Source organism: Nonomuraea candida, assembly GCF_000725485.1.
Classification (GTDB): domain Bacteria; phylum Actinomycetota; class Actinomycetes; order Streptosporangiales; family Streptosporangiaceae; genus Nonomuraea; species Nonomuraea candida.
Genome location: NZ_JOAG01000005.1, coordinates 332,531 through 348,129, shown reverse-complemented (window position 1 = coordinate 348,129; position 15,599 = coordinate 332,531). Strand labels below are relative to the sequence as shown.

Below are 15,599 nucleotides of genomic sequence, written 5' to 3'. Positions count from 1 at the left end.
CTCCCGAGGAACTGGAGAAGCGGCTGGCCGGACGTGACAGATGGTCCCGGCTGGAACAGATCGGCTCGCCGCGGCGCGAACTCGATCTGTACGAGGAGGCGTACACGTTCCTGGCCGCCCGGGGCTGGCGCCAGGTCCGGATCGACTGCCGAGGGCTCGACGCGGACGAGGTGGCAGCGGAAATGCTCACCCACGCCTCGGAAACACCGGGAATCGACAACCTGTAGGAGGGCCGGATGCTCCGGGCCGTGACCATCAACATCGGCGCCGCCGGACCAGACAGGGCCGAGCTGCTGCTGCGCTGGCTGGCCGCACGTGACGACGACGTCATCCTGCTGACCGAAACCAGCGCCGGGCCCGGAACCGCGTGGATGCTGGAGCGGTTCCGCCGCGCGGGCTATGCCGTCGTCAAGACCCCAGATGACGGCGACCGTGGCGCGGCGCTGGTGAGCCGGATTCCGGTGACCGCAGGTGAGCCCGACTTCGGGCAGGTCAGCATCCCCGCCCGGGTGGCCACCGCCCGCCTGGACACCACACCCCGGACGTGGTGGGTCAGCGTGTACGTGCCCAGCCGTGACCGCAGCGAGTCCAAGAAGATCCGCAAGGAGCAGTTCATCGTCTCCCTGCTGAAAGCGGTCGAACAGCTCGACATCGCCGAGCGCGAGCACCTGGTGGTGGGCGGCGACTACAACGTGATCGCCGAGAACCATCAGCCCCGCCACGCCGGATTCTTGCCGTTCGAGTTCGCTTTCCTGGAGACCCTGCACGCCTTCGGTCTCACCGACGCGCACGCCCGATGCGCTCCAGGCGTTCAGGCGCACTCCTGGATCGGCCGGACCGGGGACGGCTACTGCTACGACTACCTGCACACCGGGGCGGCGCTGACCGGCCGCGTCCGCGGCTGCGCCTACCTGCATGAAACCCGCGAGCAGAAGCTGACCGACCACGCGGCGGTGGAGCTCCGCCTCGACCTGCCCGCCACCCGTCTGCCCGTCACGTCGCTGCTGGGCGCAGAGCCGGAGGCGTTGTTCTAGGCCGGCGTGAGTGCTGCGCGCACCAGCGAGTCGTAGGTGTCGCTGGTGCGCTCCAGCTCGACGCCCAGCGACCGGGCGAACGTGTCCAGCTCGGCCTGCACGTCGGTGCCCGACCGGCCGTCGGTCACCGTACGCTCGATCTCCACGAAGTCGCCTGCGTGCTCGACCTCGTCCACGCAGATCGCCATACCGTCCAGCATCGCGGTCCGTCGCACCTTGACGATTCGGACGGTCGGCCGGAACCCCATCGCCATGATGGCCTGGTGCATCGACTCCCGGTCGGCGACCTCGGTCTCGTACTCCAGGCACGCCATCGCGTTCGTGAGGGGTGTCTTGACGGTGAACAGGTGCCGGCCGTCCTGGGTACGCATCCGCGCGAACGTCGCCCCGATCTTGCTGTGGCCGTACTCCCATCCCGGCTGGGCGTACGCCTGGTCGTCCTGCCGCAGCGGGGGCGACAGCCGCGCGCCCCGCCGCTCCAGCTCGGCCTCCAGGGCGCCCACGTCGGCGACCCGGTATTTCACTTCGACTTCCTGGACCTCGCCGGTCACGTCAGCCTCCCCTGTCGCTGTGACCTGGCGAGCCTATCCACTGGGGGCGGCGACGGGCGGTGGAAACGTCTTCCCACGTCTGCCGGTGCAGGTTCGGCTCCGTGTAGTGGATCACGGTGTCGTGGGCGGCGAGCGCCGCGTCGACCATCGGGTGGACCAAGCCGGGGTCCAGGAACGCGGGCGTGTCCAGGTGCAGGGCCTTGGTGGCGGCCTGGCTCATGCTGGGAGGTTCCTCATCGTGTTCGGCTGCACGTCCGCGAGCGGGCCGTGCAGGTTCGTGTAGCCGGGGCCGAACATCGGCTCCAGCGCGCCGCCGGCGACGCCGCCCAGCCTCCTCGCACGGCGAGCCGCAGGTCGCTCAGGTGGGCGCGGATGATGCCGGCGGAGCCAGGGCACGTCGCATGGCCAAAGTCGCAGAAGCGACTCCTCCACCTGCCCCGCCCCGCTCGGGCCACTGGGCGCAGCGGTGGATACGCCGATTACTGTGGCTCATCCCCTTTCTGGTGGCGATTGCCGGGGCCGCTGTCGCGGCGACCATCGAGAGCATCCCGGACTGGGGACGCTGGACCCTGGCCGGCGTCGCCGTCCTCGGCATCGCCGTACTCATCGGGCCGGCCGCCCACCGCCTGGCAGGCGAACGCACCCGCTCACCCAGGACGAGCGCGGCCAGATGACTGCGCCACGACCGCATCGATGCCTCCGGCGGCGTCACCCTGCGCGTCAACGGCCGGCTCCACCACCTCGGCATCGGACGAACCCACGCCCGAACCCACGTCATTCTCCTGATCGACGACCTGCACCGCGTCGCCAACGCCGTCACCGGAGAACTCCTGCGCGAGCTGACCATCGACCCAGCCCGCGACTACCAACCCCAGGCAAACCCCAACACGACGAAAACCCCCGAACCCGTAGGTTCGAGGGTTTCCGATGTCGTGAGACATCACAGTGTGCCCCCTGCAGGATTCGAACCTGCGCACCCGGCTCCGGAGGCCGGTGCTCTATCCCCTGAGCTAAGGGGGCTCAACGAGTCCCAAGGCTATCAGCTTCCGGGGACCACTCGGGACAGATAAAGGTCCTTGAACACTTCCAGGGAAACCGCACGTGACCTGGCCGGTACGGGTTAGCTTTGCGCCCGTGGGCGAGGTTCTTGGGAAAGTACTGGTCGTGGACGATGACGAGGTCATCCGGCAGCTCATCGCGGTCAACCTGAACCTGGAGGGGTTCGAGGTGGAGACCGCGACGGACGGGCAGGACTGCCTTGATCGGGTGCTCGACGTCATGCCTGATGTCATCACGCTCGACGTGATGATGCCGTTCCTGGACGGGTGGACGACGGCGCAGCGGTTGCGGACGGATGAGGCCACCAGCCACATCAAGGTCGTGCTCATCACGGCCAGGGCGCAGGACGACGACAGGATGCGGGGGCTGGGGATCGGGGTGGACGCGTACCTGACCAAGCCGTTCGATCCGGCCGAGCTGATCCAGGTCGTCCGAGATCTGGCGGAGAGCGCCCGGGCTTGAGGGCGGGGCCGGTTCAAGGCTTCGGCCCCGGTGGGTGGCTGGGGCGTTCGTGTGCGTACGGCGGTAGCTGGGGTTTCTTCGCGGGTCTGTGGCGGACCTGGTTGGATTGGGGCGTATCGCTCTTCGTCAAGGGGCGGCGTGGCCGACGTGGTGGCGGCGCCGCAGGGCGGGTGCGGAGGGTCGGGTCATGGCGCCGGGGGGTGCCAGGGGGTCGATCCTGGAGGTTCGTACGCGGCGGGCGCGTACAGGATGCTTCGTCTCAAACCCCCAGTGAAAGGTAAGAACTGTGCGTAGTTCGGTCTTCGGTAACCTCGATCCTCAGCAGTTGCCCCCTGGCTTCGCCCTGGAGAACGGTAAGATGCTGCGGGTTCAGCTGCCCCACGAGGTGCTGGCCAAGCAGGGGTCCATGGTGGCCTTCCAGGGGCAGATGGACTTCGACTACGAGGGCTCGGGCGGGCTGGGGAAGCTGTTCAAGAAGGCCATGACCGGCGAGGGCGCCTCGCTGATGCGCGTACGCGGTGAGGGGCTGCTCTTCCTGGCCGACAACGCCGACGACATCCACCTGTTCTACCTGGAGAACGAGGGGATCACGGTCAACGGGCGCAACCTGCTGGCGTTCCAGCCGCAGCTCACCTGGGACATCCAGCGGGTGCAGGGGGCGGGCATGGCGGCCGGCGGGCTGTTCAACACCACGGTCAGCGGGACGGGGTGGGTGGCGGTGACCACGCACGGCACGCCGGTGCTGCTCGACGCGGCCCGGATGCCGACGTTCGCCGACGGGCAGTCCGCCGTCTGCTGGAGCACGACGCTGCAGGTCGGCGTCAACCGCACGATGAAGGCCGGGGCGTTGATCGGGCGGGGGAGTGGCGAGGCCATGCAGCTGGCGTTCAGGGGGCAGGGGTTCGTGCTGGTGCAGGCCAGTGAGGGTGCTCCTGTGGTGACCGCCACCCGCTGACCTGAGGGGCCGGGGCCGGGACTGATGCCGGGACCGGAGCCAGGGCCAGGACCAGAGCCAGGGCCAGGGCAGAGGCCGGGGCCAGGGTGGAGGCCGGGGGCAGAGGTCAGGAGCAGGTGGGGGTCGGGGCGGTGTTGGTGCCGGTCCAGGAGGCCAGGAAGCCGAAGGTGGTCGAGGCGCCCGGCGCCAGCGTCCCGTTCCACGCCGCATTGCGTACGCTCACCGCCGCCCCGTTCGCGCTCAGCGTGCCGCCCCAGAGCTGGGTGATGCGCTGACCGTCGGCGTACGTCCACCCCACCGTCCACGCGCTCATCGGCGCGGTGCCGGTGTTCTTCACGGTGACCTCGCCCTGGAAGCCGCCCTGCCACTGGCCGGTCGTCCTGTACGTGGCCGTGCAGTCCCCGACCGGCGGCGGGGTCGTGGTGGTGACGGTGGGCGTGGCGGTGCCGGAGAGGGCCTCGACCAGCGGCGGGTACCACTTGTCGGCCATCTTCTGGTCGCCGGCGGCGTTCGGGTGCACCCCGTCGTAGGTGTCGGCGCCCGTGCTGAACCCCGTCCACTGGTCCACCACCGTGATCGGCGACTGCGGGGTGGTGGTGGCCGCGGCCCAGGCGGGGATGGCGTTGTTGAAGGCCACCGTACGCTGGGCGCAGTCGCCACAGGTGGCCGGGTTCATGGGGATGATCTTGGCGACCAGGATCTTCATGGCGGGGTTGGCGGCGCGCATCTGGTTGACCATCGTGGTGAACGCGGCCAGGATCGTCGCCGGCGCGATGTCGCTCCACACGTCGTTGGTGCCGAAGTGCATCAGCACGACGTCCGGCCGGGTGGCCGACAGCCAGCCGGGCAGCAGGTTCTGGGCGGCCACGTTGGTGGCCAGATAGCCGCCGTGGCCCTCGTTGTCGCCGTCGTGGGCCACCCCGCAGCCCTGGGGCGGGAGGGTGCCGACGAAGTCGATGTTCGTGTGGCCGGTGTTCTGCAGACGGTTCCAGAGCAGCGCCCGCCAGCAGCCCGGGGAGCCGGTGATCGAGTCGCCGAGGGGCATGATCCTGGTGGCGGCGACGCCCGCCGTGGCGGTGGTGGCGAACAACACCGCCGCGGCCAGCGCGACCAGCGCCACCAGCGGGGCCAGCACGGAGCCGGTCTTGCGCATCGTCTGCTCTCCCGTCGTCGCCTGCGCAGATCGTAGGAGCGGCGACTCCGGGTGGGAAGGCGGCGATCATCGCGGCCGCGTTCACCTGCGGGGACGGATGTAACTTTCAACGGCTTTCACCCGGCGGGCGACGGTCCTCAGGCGTGGGACGGCGCCCGGCGGATGACGGCGAGCGGGCAGGGGGCGTGGTGGAGGAGGGCCTGGCTGATCGAGCCGATGAGCATCCCCGCGAGCTGCCCGTGCCCCCGCGACCCCACCACCAGCAGGTCGGCGTCCGCGCCCGCCTCCTTGAGCACCTCCACGGGGTGCCCGTGCACGACCTCCGCCACCACGTGCACCCCGGGATGCCGCTCGCGGTGCGGGGTAAGCGACGCCTTCAGCGTCCGCAGCGTTTCCTGCTCGTGCTCCCGCGAGGCCGGCTCGAAGCCGCCGGGCTGGGGCCAGGCCCACGCCTGCACGGCACGCAGCCGCGCGCCCCGCAGCCCGGCCTCGGCGAAGGCGAACTCCAGCGCCCGCGTGGCCCCCCGCGAGCCGTCGGTGCCCACGACCACCTCGCCGCGCGGGGTCTCGGGCGGCTCGTGGATGAGGACGAGGTCCGTACGGGCGTGGGCGGCGACCCCGTACGCGACCGAGCCGACCAGCAGGCCCCGCACCCCGCCGATCCCGCCGCTGCCCACGACCAGCAGCTCAGCCTCCTCCGACGCCTTGAGCAGCGCCGAACGGGGGTCGCCGGGCAGCAGCACGCTCTCGACGCGCACCTGCGGGAAGTCGCGGCGGATCCGCTCGGTGGCGGAGGTGAGCACGGATTCGGCGCCGCCGCGCATCCACCGGGCGACCTCGGCGTAGTGGTGGACGGCGCCCTCCTCGCACAGCCATTTCGGCACGGCGTGCGCCACGGTCAGCGGCGACCCGCGCAGCGCCGCCTCCGACGCGGCCCAGCCGGCCGCCTCCAGGCCGGTACGGGAGCCGTCCACGCCTACGATGATCAACGTCCCCAGCTCCTCAGGACAGCGTGTAGCACTCCACCTCGGCCCGGCGGAACGACATCCCCGCCGCCTCGGAGTCGCGGGTGCACGCGCGCTCGGCCCTGCTGAGTTTGAGCGTGCCGCAGACGGTCACGCCGGAGAACGTCCGGCAGTCGAGGCTCGTGTCCGTCCTGCCGACGCGGTATCTCTCTCTGACCGCCGCGCGGCATTTCGCCTTCCCCGTGTCGGCGTAGCGGCACTGGGCGAGCAGGATGTCGAACTGCTCCTGGCTCACCTCGTGCTGCTCCATGCCGTCCCCGGCGGCGGCGGTGGCGCCGGAGGCGGTCATCATGACGAGCAGTCCGATGACAGCGGCGAATTTCTTCATGTTTCCCCTGATGGGGACCGTACCGCTGACGGCGATCGTCAAACCTCGGCGCGCGGGTTTCGAAGCGGGGGGAGCGTGGGTACGATCACCGCCGACCAACGCGGGAGCCCGGTGGAGACCGGGCTGAGAGGACGGCTGCCAGCCGCCGACCGCCAGAACCTGCTCCGGATAATGCCGGCGAAGGGAGTTTGCGCGATGAGCGACGCGCGCTTTTCCAAGATCTACAGCGGTGACCTGCGGGTGCCCATGCGCCAGGTGCGGCTGTCGAACGGCTCGGCGGTGACGCTGTACGACACCTCGGGCCCCTACACCGACCCCGCCTACGAGCCCGACCTGCAGCGGGGCCTGCCGCGGCGGCGCGAGCCGTGGATCCGCGCGCGGCGCGCGGCGGGCCGGCCGGTCACGCAGGTCGGCTGCGCCCGGCGCGGCGTGGTGACCGAGGAGATGGAGTTCGTGGCGGTGCGCGAGGGCGTCACGGCGGAGTTCGTCCGCCAGGAGGTCGCCGCCGGCCGGGCCATCATCCCCGCGAACGTCAACCACCCCGAGACGGAGCCGATGATCATCGGCCGCAACTTCCTCGTGAAGATCAACGCCAACATCGGCAACTCCGCCGTCACCTCCTCCATCGAGGAGGAGGTCGAGAAGATGACCTGGGCCACCCGGTGGGGCGCCGACACCATCATGGACCTGTCCACCGGCGCCGACATCCACGAGACCCGCGAGTGGATCCTGCGCAACTCGCCGGTCCCGGTCGGCACGGTGCCCATCTACCAGGCGCTGGAGAAGGTCAAGGGCCGTCCCGAGCTGCTGTCGTGGGAGGTCTACCGCGACACGCTGATCGAGCAGTGCGAGCAGGGCGTCGACTACGTGACCGTGCACGCGGGCGTGCGGCTGGCGTACGTGCCGCTCACGGCCGGGCGCAAGACCGGGATCGTCTCGCGCGGCGGCTCGATCATGGCCGCCTGGTGCCTGGCGCACCACCGCGAGAGCTTCCTGTACGAGAACTTCGCCGAGATGTGCGAGATCCTGGCCCGCTACGACGTGTCGTTCTCGCTCGGCGACGGGCTGCGGCCCGGGTCGATCGCCGACGCCAACGACGAGGCGCAGTTCGCCGAGTTGCGCACGCTGGGCGAGCTGACCGCGATCGCCCGCGAGCACGACGTCCAGGTGATGATCGAGGGCCCCGGGCACGTGCCCATGCACAAGATCAAGGAGAACGTCGACCTCCAGCGCGAGCTCTGCGACGACGCGCCGTTCTACACGCTCGGCCCGCTCGTGACGGACGTCGCGCCCGGCTACGACCACATCACCTCGGGCATCGGGGCCGCCATGATCGGCTGGTACGGCACCGCCATGCTCTGCTACGTCACCCCCAAGGAGCACCTGGGGCTGCCGGACAAGGACGACGTCAAGACGGGCGTCATCACGTACAAGATCGCCGCGCACGCCGCCGACCTGGCCAAGGGGCACCCGCAGGCGCAGGCGTGGGACGACGCGCTGTCCGACGCGCGCTTCGAGTTCCGCTGGGAGGACCAGTTCGACCTGTCGCTCGACCCCGACACCGCGCGCTCGTTCCACGACGAGACGCTGCCCGCCGCGCCGGCCAAGACCGCGCACTTCTGCTCGATGTGCGGGCCGAAGTTCTGCTCGATGCGGATCAGCCACGAGATCAGGGACGCGGGCTACGCGGAGAAGGCCGCCGAGTTCCGGCGTCTCGGCGGCAACCTGTACGTGGAGGAGGTCTGACCGGGGGCGTCTCGGCGGCAACCTCTACGTGGAGGAGGTCTGAGCGGGCGGTGTCCCGGCGGCCACCTGGGGCCTAGCCGGGCAGCGTCTCGCCGCCGATCGGGGCCAGGATCTCGCCCGTGTAGTACGACGACAGCCGATCGGAGGCGAAGAACACGTATGACGGGGCGATCTCGTCCGGGTCGGCCGGGCGCCCCATCGGCACCTGCCCGCCGAACTTCTCCACCTTCTCCTCCGGCATCGTGGCCGGGATCAGCGGCGTCCACACCGGCCCCGGCGCGACGGCGTTGACTCGGATGCCCCGTTCGACCAGGTTCTGGGCCATGGAGTAGGTGAAGGCGTTGATGGCGCCCTTGGTGGCGGCGTAGTCGATGAGCGTCTTGTTGCCGCGCAGGCCGTTGATCGAGGAGGTGTTCACGATGGCCGCGCCCTCGCGCAGGTGCGCGAGCGCGGCCTTCGTGACCCGGTAGTAGCTGTGGATGTTGACCGCGAACGTGCGCTCCCACTGCTCGTCGGTCAGCTCCTCCAGGCCGTTCACCGGCTGCTGGAAGGCCACGTTGTTCACCAGCACGTCCAGGCCGCCCAGCTCCGACACGGCCTGCTCGACCACGGACGCGCAGTGGGCGGCGTCGGCCAGGTCGCCGGGCAGCAGCACGCAGCGCCGCCCGGCCGCCTCGACCAGCTTGCGGGTGTGGGCGGCGTCCTCGTGCTCGTTGAGGTACGCGATCGCGACGTCCGCCCCCTCCTTGGCGAAGGCCACGGCGACCGCCCGGCCGATGCCCGAGTCACCGCCGGTGATCAGGGTCTTCTTGCCGGCCAGCAGGTTCCTGCCCTCGTAGTCGCGCATCTCGTCACGCGGCTCGGGGCTCATCTCGCCCGTACGGCCGGGGTAGGGCTGGTTCTGGGCTGGTGGTGTTTGCGACATGTCAGCGGCCTGCCCGTGATCCGGTATGCCTAACGCCCCGGCTATTTCACGAAACCCTGTGACCTGAGCCAGTCGCGCGCGACCAGCGCCGGAGTGCCGCCCTCCACGTCCACCTGGGCGTTCAGCTCGCGCATCACGTCGTCGGTGAGCCGGGCGCTGATGGGGGCGAAGATGCGGGCGATCTCCGGGTGGGCGCCGGCGACCGGGCGGCGCAGGGTGACGGCGGCGTTGTAGAGCGGGAAGAAGTGCCGGTCGTCCTCCAGCAGGACCAGGCCGAGCGCCTTGACGCGGCCGTCGGTGGTGGTGATCAGGCCCAGCGTGCACTGCCCGCCGGCGACCGAGTTGTAGAGCACGCCGACCGACAACCGCCGCACGTTCCCCCTCGGGATCTCGTTGCCGCCGTACGTCAGGCCGTAGGCCCTGAGCATGCCGAGGAAGCCGTCGTCCCGGCCGAAGGTCTCGTGGTCGACGCAGAACGTGCGCCGCGCCACCGGGATCTTCGTCAGGTCGGAGATCTTCGTCAGGCCGTACCTCTCGGCCGTGGCGCGCGTGACGCCGAGGGCGTAGGTGTTGTTCAGCGGGGCGGGCGGCAGCCAGACGATGCCGTTCCTGCGCAGGTCGAGGTCGCGTACGGCGTCGTACTGGCGGCGCGGGTCGGGGATGGGGTCGGTCCGGCCGAGGTAGGTGATCCAGCCGGTGCCGGTGTACTCCCACATCAGGTCGGCGTCGCCCCTGGTCAGCGAGGCGCGGGCGTTCACGCTGCCCTGCACGTTGGTCTGGTCGGCCACGTCGGCGCCGGCCGCGGTGAGCGCGAGCACCGCGATCTTGCCGAGCACGAGCTGCTCGGTGAACTCCTTGGACGTCACCCGCACCGTCGCGCCCTCCAGCCCGGGCACCGGCCGGATGCTGCCCGGCTCGACCGGCGGCACGAACGAGGAGGCGGGCCGCAGGCCGCAGGCGGCCAAGGCGGCGAGCGGGAGCACTGCGGCGAGCGGGAGCACCGCGGCGAGCACCGTCCTGACCGCTCTCACGACAGGCCCTTCGGCGACAGGAGGCGCTGCGCGAGCCCGCCCAGCCAGTCGAGGAGCAGCGCCAGCACCGCGATCAGCACGCAGCCGGTGACCAGGACGAGGTTGCGCTGCGTGCTGACGCCCGCGGTGATGAGGTCGCCGAGCCCGCCCGCCCCGATGAACGCCGCGATGCCCGCCGTGCCCACGTTCAGCACCAGCGTCGTGCGCACGCCGGACAGGATGACCGGCGCCGCCATCGGCAGCTCCACCTTGAACAGCACCCCGGCCGCCGACATGCCGATGCCCCGCCCCGCGTCCACCAGCCGCGGGTCCACCTGCTCGATGCCCACCATCGTGTTGCGCAGCGTGGGCAGCAGGCTGTAGGCGAACAGCGCCGCCACCGCCGTCCAGAACCCGATCTGGAACAGCACCGCCAGCAGCACCACCATGCCCACCGACGGGATGGCCTGGCCCAGGTTGACCAGCGACAGCACCAGCGGCGTGGCCCGGCGCAGCGCGCGCCGGGTCAGCAGCACGCCCAGCGGCAGCGCCACCGCCAGCACCAGCACGGTCGAGAAGAAGACCAGCCTGATGTGCTCCCACGTGCGGCGCAGCACGAACGGCAGGTCGAGCGAGCCGCTCTCGATGCTGTCGAGCGGCACGGCCCGCGTGTACGCCACCATCGCCACGCCCACGGCCAGGTAGCACAGCGGCGGCAGGACCACGTGCCACGACCGCCCGATGTTCGGCTCCGGCCGGGTCTCCTCCTTGGCGGCGGCGGTCTCGACCGTCAACGGACCGCCTCGCCCCTGCGCAGCCGGCGCTCGCGCTCGCGCGCCTTGATGGCGGCGATCGCGCTCTGCACCGTGCCCAGCGACAGCGCCCCGGTGTACGCCTGCCGCCTGCCCAGCACGGGCACCACGTCGGTGTCGGCGTTGAGCAGCGTCTCCAGGGCGTCCTGGAGGGTCATCCGGTGGCCGATGGAGGCCGTGACGGGGTCGCCGGCCACCCCGACCGGGCCGGTGCGGCCTTGGAGGTCGCCCGGGCCCACCCAGCTGAGCGGGCGGCGCATCCCGTCGAGGACCAGCGCGTAGCCGCGGCCGTCGCGCTCGATGTCGGCCAGCAGGTCGCCCGTGTCGGTGTCCTCGGTCGCGTACGGCACCTCGTCCAGCTCGATGTCGCCGACCTTGGTCAGGCGCAGCAGGCGCATGGAGGAGCCGCCGCCGAGGAACTGCTCGACGTATTCGCTGGCCGGGTTGGTGAGGATCTCGGCCGGTCTGGCGTACTGCACGACGTGGCCCGGGCGCTGCATGATCGCGATGTGGTCGCCGATCTTGAGGGCCTCGTCCACGTCGTGGGTGACGAAGACGATCGTCTTGGCCAGCTCGTCCTGGAGGCGGAGCAGCTCGTCCTGGATGCGCTCGCGGCTGATCGGGTCGAGGGCGCCGAACGGCTCGTCCATCAGCAGCACGGGCGGGTCGGCGGCCAGCGCCCTGGCCACGCCGACGCGCTGCTGCTGCCCGCCGGACAGCCGGCGCGGATAGGTGTCGCGGTAGGTCTCCGGCTCCAGGCCCACCAGCGTGAGCAGCTCGTCCACGCGCTCGGCGATGCGCCGCCGGTCCCAGCCGAGCAGCTTCGGCACCTGGGCGATGTTGGCGGCCACGGTCATGTGGGGGAACAGGCCGGCCTGCTGGATCACGTAGCCGATGTGCCTGCGCAGCCGGTCGGGGTCGATGTCGCGGGAGTTCTGGCCGCCGATGAGGATGTCGCCCGAGGTGGGCTCGATCAGCCGGTTGATCATGCGCATGGTGGTGGTCTTGCCGCACCCGGACGGGCCGAGCAGGACCACGATCTCGCCGGCCGGGATGTCGAGGTCGAGCTCCTGTACGGCGGGCTCGCCGCCGCCGGGGAACGCCTTGGTGACCTTGCGCAGCTCGATCGGCACGCCGCCGGTGGGCCGGTCAGGCACGGGCACCTCCCAGCTCGATCGGGACGCCGCCGGTGGGCCGGTCAGGCACGGGCACCTCCCAGCCGCCCGCCGGGCGTGGTGAACCGGCCCAGCAGCACGAAGAAGCCGTCGAACAGCAGCGCGAGGATGGCCACCCCGAGCGTGCCGGTGAGCGTGGCGTTGACGGCGTTCGCGCCGCCCAGCCTGGCCAGCCCCGAGAAGATCTGCTCGCCGAGCCCGGGGCCCGAGACGTAGGCGGCGACGGCGCCGATGCCCATGGCGAGCTGCGTGGCGACCCGGATGCCGGTCAGGATCACCGGCCAGGCCAGCGGCAGCTCGACCCTGGTGAGCGACCTGCCGCGGCTCATGCCGAGGCCGCGGGCGGCGTCCACCAGCAGGGGGTCGACGCCGCGCAGGCCGACGACGGTGTTGCGGATGATGGGCAGCAGCGCGTACAGGACGATCGCGGTCACGCTCGGGGCCACGCCGAGGCCGAGTGGGGGGATCAGCAGGCCGAGCATGGCCAGCGACGGGATCGTGAACAGCACGCCCGCCACGGCCGTGGCCAGGGCCGAGGGCCTGGGGCGGCGGTAGGTGGCCACGCCGATGAGCACGCCGAGCACGGCGGCGATCAGGACGCACTGGGCGACCATGCTCGCGTGCTGCACTGTCTCGAAGACGATGAGGTCCCATCGTTCCCCGACGTACTCCCACAGGTTCATCCCTTGAGACTTAACCGTGTTCTCCCAGCTCAAACGCCTCACAGGTCACTTGTGTCACAGCGGGTGGCAGGGGTTCGCGGTGGGATGGGACGGTTGGAGATGAGAGGTTTCTCATCTGGGCTTCAGGGTGGTCTCCTCGAAAGGAGTCAGGGTCGGACCCATGAAACATCGGGGAACGGTGCTCCTCCTCGTGCTGGTGGCCTCGGCGGCCGGCATCGCCTCCGTCGGGCTGGTGCGCGCGGCCGGTGACGAGCCTGATCTCGGCGGGCCCGTCGTGGTCTCGCCGGCGTCCTCGTCGTCGCCGGGCTCGCCCGCGCCTCCTTCCTCGTCCTCATCCGCATCCGCGTCCGCGTCCTCGCCCGGTGCGGAGGGCGGGGCCGAGCCCACGCGGCGGGGGGAGACGTCGCCGGGCGCCGGCGCGTCGCCCTCCATGGGGGCCGAGCCGGGCGCGAGCGAGCGGCCGACGGCGCGCAAGACGAAGGCCGAGCCGGTCAAACCGCTTTCCCCGCGCCCCGGGGGCGGTGACGATGACGACGACGACAATGATGGTGACGATGACGGCGATGACTGATGAGAAGCGCACATGCGGGTGAGCGCCCGTGCCCGGATCGTGGGCTGGATGCTCGCCGTCGTGGGCCTCGCCCTGTCCGTCGCCATCTCCGTGACCTGGTCCTTCCTGCTCACCCGGCTCGACGACCGGATGGACTCCGAGCTTGACAACGAGGTGAAGAAGCTCCGCGAATACGCCCAGCGGCCCTACAACCCGGAGACCGGGCAGCCGGTCACCGACGTCGAGAGCATGCTGACCAGCTATCTGCAGCTCAACGTGCCCGACCGATGGGAGACGTTCTTCAGCATCGTCGACGGCAAGGCCAGCAAGGTCTCCGCGATCGAGCCGCCCGTCCGCATCGACACCGACGAGGCGCTGGTGGCGCGGATGGCCACGGTGACCAAGCCCGAGCGCCGGGAGATGGAGACCGCCAGGGGAACGGTCCAGTACGCGGTGATCCCGGTCTCCGTGGCCGGCGATCCGGGGCGCGGCCACTTAGTGGTCGCGCATTTCTACGACCTGCACCGTGACGACATCGTCGACGCGGTGCGGGTGCTCGGGCTGGCCGCGCTCGCGGCGCTGGGGCTGTCGGGGGTGGTCGGCTGGCTGGTGGCTGGGCAGGTGCTGGCGCCGGTCCGGCTGGTCCGCCAGACGGCGGAGCAGATCAGCGACTCCTCCGACCTGACGCGGCGGCTCGACGTGCCGGGCGACGACGACGTGGCGGCGCTCGCGGCGACGTTCAACCACATGCTCGACCGGCTCGAGAAGGCCTTCGTCGTGCAGCGGCACTTCATGGACGACGCCGGGCACGAGCTGCGCACCCCCATCACCGTCATCCGGGGGCACCTGGAGCTCATGGGCGACGACCCCGACGACCGGGCCGAGACCCTCGCCCTGGTCACCGACGAGCTCGACCGGATGAACCGCATCGTCGACGACCTGCTCACCCTGGCCAAGTCCGAGCAGCCGGGCTTCCTGGCGCTCGACCACGTCGAGCTGGCCGACCTCACGGTCAGCGTGGTCGCCAAGGCCCGCGCGCTCGGCGAGCGCCAGTGGCGGGTCGACGAGGTGGCCGAGGCGCGCCTGCCCGCCGACCGGCAGCGGCTCACGCAGGCGCTCATGCAGCTCGTGGCCAACGCCGTGCGCCACACCACCGACGGCGACCTGATCGCCGTCGGCTCCGCCGTCCGCGACGGCCGGGTCGAGCTGTGGGTGCGCGACAGCGGCCCCGGGGTGGCGCCGGCCGAGCGCGAGCGCATCTTCGGCCGGTTCGTGCGCGGCGCGGGCCGCACCGGCGCCCACGACGGGGCCGGCCTGGGGCTGGCCATCGTCAGATCCATCGCCCAAGCCCACGGAGGCACCGTGAAGGTGACGGAGGCCCCCGGCGGCGGGGCGTGTTTTGTCATGTCTCTTCCGCTATGGGAGCTGTGGAGGATCGGGTGAACCGGATTCTGATCGCCGAGGACGAGGCCAGAATCGCGTCCTTCGTGGAGAAGGGGCTGCGGGCCAACGGCTTCGTGACCGCTGTCGTGGGCGACGGCATGGCGGCGTACGACCTGGCCAGCACGGGCGGGTTCGATCTGCTCATCCTGGACATCGGGCTGCCGCTGAGCGACGGGTTCACCGTGTTGCGGCGGTTGCGGGGGGCCATGGTGACCATTCCCGTGATCATCCTGACGGCGCGCGACAGCGTGAGCGACACCGTGGCGGGGCTGGAGGGCGGCGCCGACGACTACATCGCCAAGCCCTTCGCCTTCGAGGAGCTGCTGGCCAGGGTGCGGCTGCGGCTGCGGGCCGACCGCACCCCCGAGGTGACCGTGCTGCGCGTCTCCGACCTGTCGCTCGACCTGCGCACCCGGCGGGCCTACGTGGGCGACCGGGCGGTCGACCTGTCCACCAGGGAGTTCGCGCTGGCGGAGATCTTCTGCCGCCATCCCGACCAGGTGCTGACGCGCGAGCAGCTGCTCAGCCACGTCTGGGGCTTCGACTTCGACCCCGGCTCCAACGTGGTCGACGTCTACGTGCGCTACCTGCGCCGCAAGATCGGCGCCGACCGGATCGAGACCGTCCGGGGCACCGGCTACCGGATGAGAGTGGCCTAATCATCAGCTCACCACCGCTTCACCCCCCA

Annotated in this window: 20 protein-coding genes, 1 tRNA gene and 1 riboswitch; of the genes, 9 read left to right on the top strand and 12 right to left on the bottom strand. The window is 71.0% G+C overall.

All coding sequences use genetic code 11. The features are described from left to right. Both IO39_RS55900 and IO39_RS05270 read left to right on the top strand, forming a co-directional pair. On the top strand, nt 1-227 hold a 227-nt coding region (locus IO39_RS55900), incomplete at its 5' end, for a hypothetical protein (RefSeq protein WP_043616663.1). A 9-nt stretch (nt 228-236) separates the two neighbouring features. Next, nucleotides 237-1,034 carry an endonuclease/exonuclease/phosphatase family protein gene (locus IO39_RS05270; RefSeq protein ID WP_052422460.1) on the top strand — a complete coding sequence of 266 codons (798 nt, stop codon included), beginning with the start codon at nt 237-239 and terminating at the stop codon, nt 1,032-1,034. On the opposite strand, the gene cyaB is transcribed toward IO39_RS05270, so the two are convergent. Both cyaB and IO39_RS05260 read right to left on the bottom strand, forming a co-directional pair. Next, a complete protein-coding gene (cyaB, locus tag IO39_RS05265; protein WP_043616660.1) occupies nt 1,031-1,585 on the bottom strand; it encodes a class IV adenylate cyclase in 555 nt (184 codons plus the stop codon). The two genes, IO39_RS05270 and cyaB, sit on opposite strands and share 4 nt — an antisense overlap. Before the next feature lies 1 nt (nt 1,586). After that, nucleotides 1,587-1,805, bottom strand: a complete 219-nt coding sequence (locus tag IO39_RS05260) for a hypothetical protein (RefSeq protein ID WP_043616655.1) — start codon at nt 1,803-1,805, stop codon at nt 1,587-1,589. Nucleotides 1,806-2,088: 283 nt separating this feature from the next. Between IO39_RS05260 and IO39_RS54120 the strand changes: the two genes are divergently transcribed. Continuing rightward, nucleotides 2,089-2,259, top strand: a complete 171-nt coding sequence (locus IO39_RS54120; protein ID WP_157547903.1) for a hypothetical protein — start codon at nt 2,089-2,091, stop codon at nt 2,257-2,259. Here the strand turns inward: IO39_RS54120 and IO39_RS54115 are convergent. Further along, a complete protein-coding gene (locus IO39_RS54115) occupies nt 2,233-2,526 on the bottom strand; it encodes a hypothetical protein (protein ID WP_157547901.1) in 294 nt (97 codons plus the stop codon). The two genes, IO39_RS54120 and IO39_RS54115, sit on opposite strands and share 27 nt — an antisense overlap. 7 nt (nt 2,527-2,533) lie before the next feature. Continuing rightward, a tRNA-Arg gene (locus tag IO39_RS05250) sits at nt 2,534-2,605 on the bottom strand. A gap of 114 nt (nt 2,606-2,719) precedes the next feature. Between IO39_RS05250 and IO39_RS05245 the strand changes: the two genes are divergently transcribed. Then, a complete protein-coding gene (locus tag IO39_RS05245; protein ID WP_043616890.1) occupies nt 2,720-3,106 on the top strand; it encodes a response regulator transcription factor in 387 nt (128 codons plus the stop codon). Nucleotides 3,107-3,392: 286 nt separating this feature from the next. Next, on the top strand, nt 3,393-4,061 hold the full coding sequence (locus IO39_RS05240; RefSeq protein ID WP_043616649.1) for an AIM24 family protein: 669 nt from the start codon (nt 3,393-3,395) through the stop codon (nt 4,059-4,061). 106 nt (nt 4,062-4,167) lie between these two features. On the opposite strand, the gene IO39_RS05235 is transcribed toward IO39_RS05240, so the two are convergent. From IO39_RS05235 to IO39_RS05225, 3 genes are all read right to left on the bottom strand, one after another. After that, nucleotides 4,168-5,214 carry a cellulose binding domain-containing protein gene (locus IO39_RS05235; RefSeq protein WP_043616645.1) on the bottom strand — a complete coding sequence of 349 codons (1,047 nt, stop codon included), beginning with the start codon at nt 5,212-5,214 and terminating at the stop codon, nt 4,168-4,170. A gap of 137 nt (nt 5,215-5,351) precedes the next feature. Continuing rightward, complete coding sequence (locus IO39_RS05230; protein ID WP_043616642.1) at nt 5,352-6,203, bottom strand: universal stress protein; 852 nt, start codon at nt 6,201-6,203, stop codon at nt 5,352-5,354. Nucleotides 6,204-6,216: 13 nt separating this feature from the next. Continuing rightward, nucleotides 6,217-6,567 carry a hypothetical protein gene (locus IO39_RS05225; protein WP_043616640.1) on the bottom strand — a complete coding sequence of 117 codons (351 nt, stop codon included), beginning with the start codon at nt 6,565-6,567 and terminating at the stop codon, nt 6,217-6,219. A 90-nt stretch (nt 6,568-6,657) separates the two neighbouring features. Next, nucleotides 6,658-6,770, top strand: a riboswitch (TPP riboswitch). Here IO39_RS05225 and thiC point away from each other — a divergent pair. Further along, entirely contained in the window at nt 6,763-8,313 is a 1,551-nt protein-coding gene (gene thiC / locus IO39_RS05220) for a phosphomethylpyrimidine synthase ThiC (RefSeq protein WP_063765213.1), read from the top strand. Its footprint overlaps the riboswitch before it by 8 nt. 73 nt (nt 8,314-8,386) lie before the next feature. On the opposite strand, the gene IO39_RS05215 is transcribed toward thiC, so the two are convergent. Genes IO39_RS05215 through IO39_RS56615 form a run of 5 tightly spaced genes read right to left on the bottom strand, consistent with a single transcriptional unit; the run spans nt 8,387 to nt 12,918 of the window. Continuing rightward, nucleotides 8,387-9,238 carry an SDR family oxidoreductase gene (locus tag IO39_RS05215; protein ID WP_043616637.1) on the bottom strand — a complete coding sequence of 284 codons (852 nt, stop codon included), beginning with the start codon at nt 9,236-9,238 and terminating at the stop codon, nt 8,387-8,389. Nucleotides 9,239-9,279: 41 nt separating this feature from the next. Continuing rightward, on the bottom strand, nt 9,280-10,269 hold the full coding sequence (locus tag IO39_RS05210) for a glycine betaine ABC transporter substrate-binding protein (protein ID WP_043616634.1): 990 nt from the start codon (nt 10,267-10,269) through the stop codon (nt 9,280-9,282). Further along, on the bottom strand, nt 10,266-11,042 hold the full coding sequence (locus IO39_RS05205; RefSeq protein ID WP_052422459.1) for an ABC transporter permease: 777 nt from the start codon (nt 11,040-11,042) through the stop codon (nt 10,266-10,268). Before IO39_RS05205 ends, IO39_RS05210 begins: the two co-directional genes overlap by 4 nt. Further along, nucleotides 11,039-12,217 carry an ABC transporter ATP-binding protein gene (locus IO39_RS56620; RefSeq protein ID WP_084772307.1) on the bottom strand — a complete coding sequence of 393 codons (1,179 nt, stop codon included), beginning with the start codon at nt 12,215-12,217 and terminating at the stop codon, nt 11,039-11,041. The genes IO39_RS05205 and IO39_RS56620 overlap by 4 nt, the downstream gene beginning before the upstream one ends. A gap of 41 nt (nt 12,218-12,258) precedes the next feature. Further along, a complete protein-coding gene (locus IO39_RS56615; RefSeq protein WP_043616629.1) occupies nt 12,259-12,918 on the bottom strand; it encodes an ABC transporter permease in 660 nt (219 codons plus the stop codon). A 160-nt stretch (nt 12,919-13,078) separates the two neighbouring features. Here IO39_RS56615 and IO39_RS54110 point away from each other — a divergent pair, with 160 nt between their 5' ends. Genes IO39_RS54110 through IO39_RS05180 form a run of 3 tightly spaced genes read left to right on the top strand, consistent with a single transcriptional unit; the run spans nt 13,079 to nt 15,570 of the window. Continuing rightward, nucleotides 13,079-13,489, top strand: coding sequence for a hypothetical protein (locus IO39_RS54110; RefSeq protein WP_157547899.1), 411 nt, complete (start codon nt 13,079-13,081; stop codon nt 13,487-13,489). A 12-nt stretch (nt 13,490-13,501) separates the two neighbouring features. Continuing rightward, the gene (locus IO39_RS05185; protein WP_043616625.1) at nt 13,502-14,911 is read left to right on the top strand and encodes a sensor histidine kinase; all 1,410 of its coding nucleotides are present in this window, start codon (nt 13,502-13,504) and stop codon (nt 14,909-14,911) included. Then, complete coding sequence (locus tag IO39_RS05180) at nt 14,908-15,570, top strand: response regulator transcription factor (RefSeq protein ID WP_043616621.1); 663 nt, start codon at nt 14,908-14,910, stop codon at nt 15,568-15,570. Before IO39_RS05185 ends, IO39_RS05180 begins: the two co-directional genes overlap by 4 nt. The last annotated feature ends 29 nt before the right edge of the window (nt 15,571-15,599 follow it).

Bases quoted from the DNA above. Each gene is read 5' to 3' on its own strand.
- IO39_RS05260 (WP_043616655.1), bottom strand. From the start codon at position 1,805: ATGAGCCAGGCCGCCACCAAGGCCCTGCACCTGGACACGCCCGCGTTC.
- IO39_RS56615 (WP_043616629.1), bottom strand. From the start codon at position 12,918: ATGAACCTGTGGGAGTACGTCGGGGAACGATGGGACCTCATCGTCTTC.
- IO39_RS54110 (WP_157547899.1), top strand. From the start codon at position 13,079: ATGAAACATCGGGGAACGGTGCTCCTCCTCGTGCTGGTGGCCTCGGCG.
- IO39_RS05225 (WP_043616640.1), bottom strand. From the start codon at position 6,567: ATGAAGAAATTCGCCGCTGTCATCGGACTGCTCGTCATGATGACCGCC.
- IO39_RS05235 (WP_043616645.1), bottom strand. From the start codon at position 5,214: ATGCGCAAGACCGGCTCCGTGCTGGCCCCGCTGGTGGCGCTGGTCGCG.
- IO39_RS05270 (WP_052422460.1), top strand. From the start codon at position 237: ATGCTCCGGGCCGTGACCATCAACATCGGCGCCGCCGGACCAGACAGG.
- IO39_RS05185 (WP_043616625.1), top strand. From the start codon at position 13,502: ATGCGGGTGAGCGCCCGTGCCCGGATCGTGGGCTGGATGCTCGCCGTC.
- thiC (WP_063765213.1), top strand. From the start codon at position 6,763: ATGAGCGACGCGCGCTTTTCCAAGATCTACAGCGGTGACCTGCGGGTG.
- IO39_RS54115 (WP_157547901.1), bottom strand. From the start codon at position 2,526: ATGTCTCACGACATCGGAAACCCTCGAACCTACGGGTTCGGGGGTTTT.
- IO39_RS05215 (WP_043616637.1), bottom strand. From the start codon at position 9,238: ATGTCGCAAACACCACCAGCCCAGAACCAGCCCTACCCCGGCCGTACG.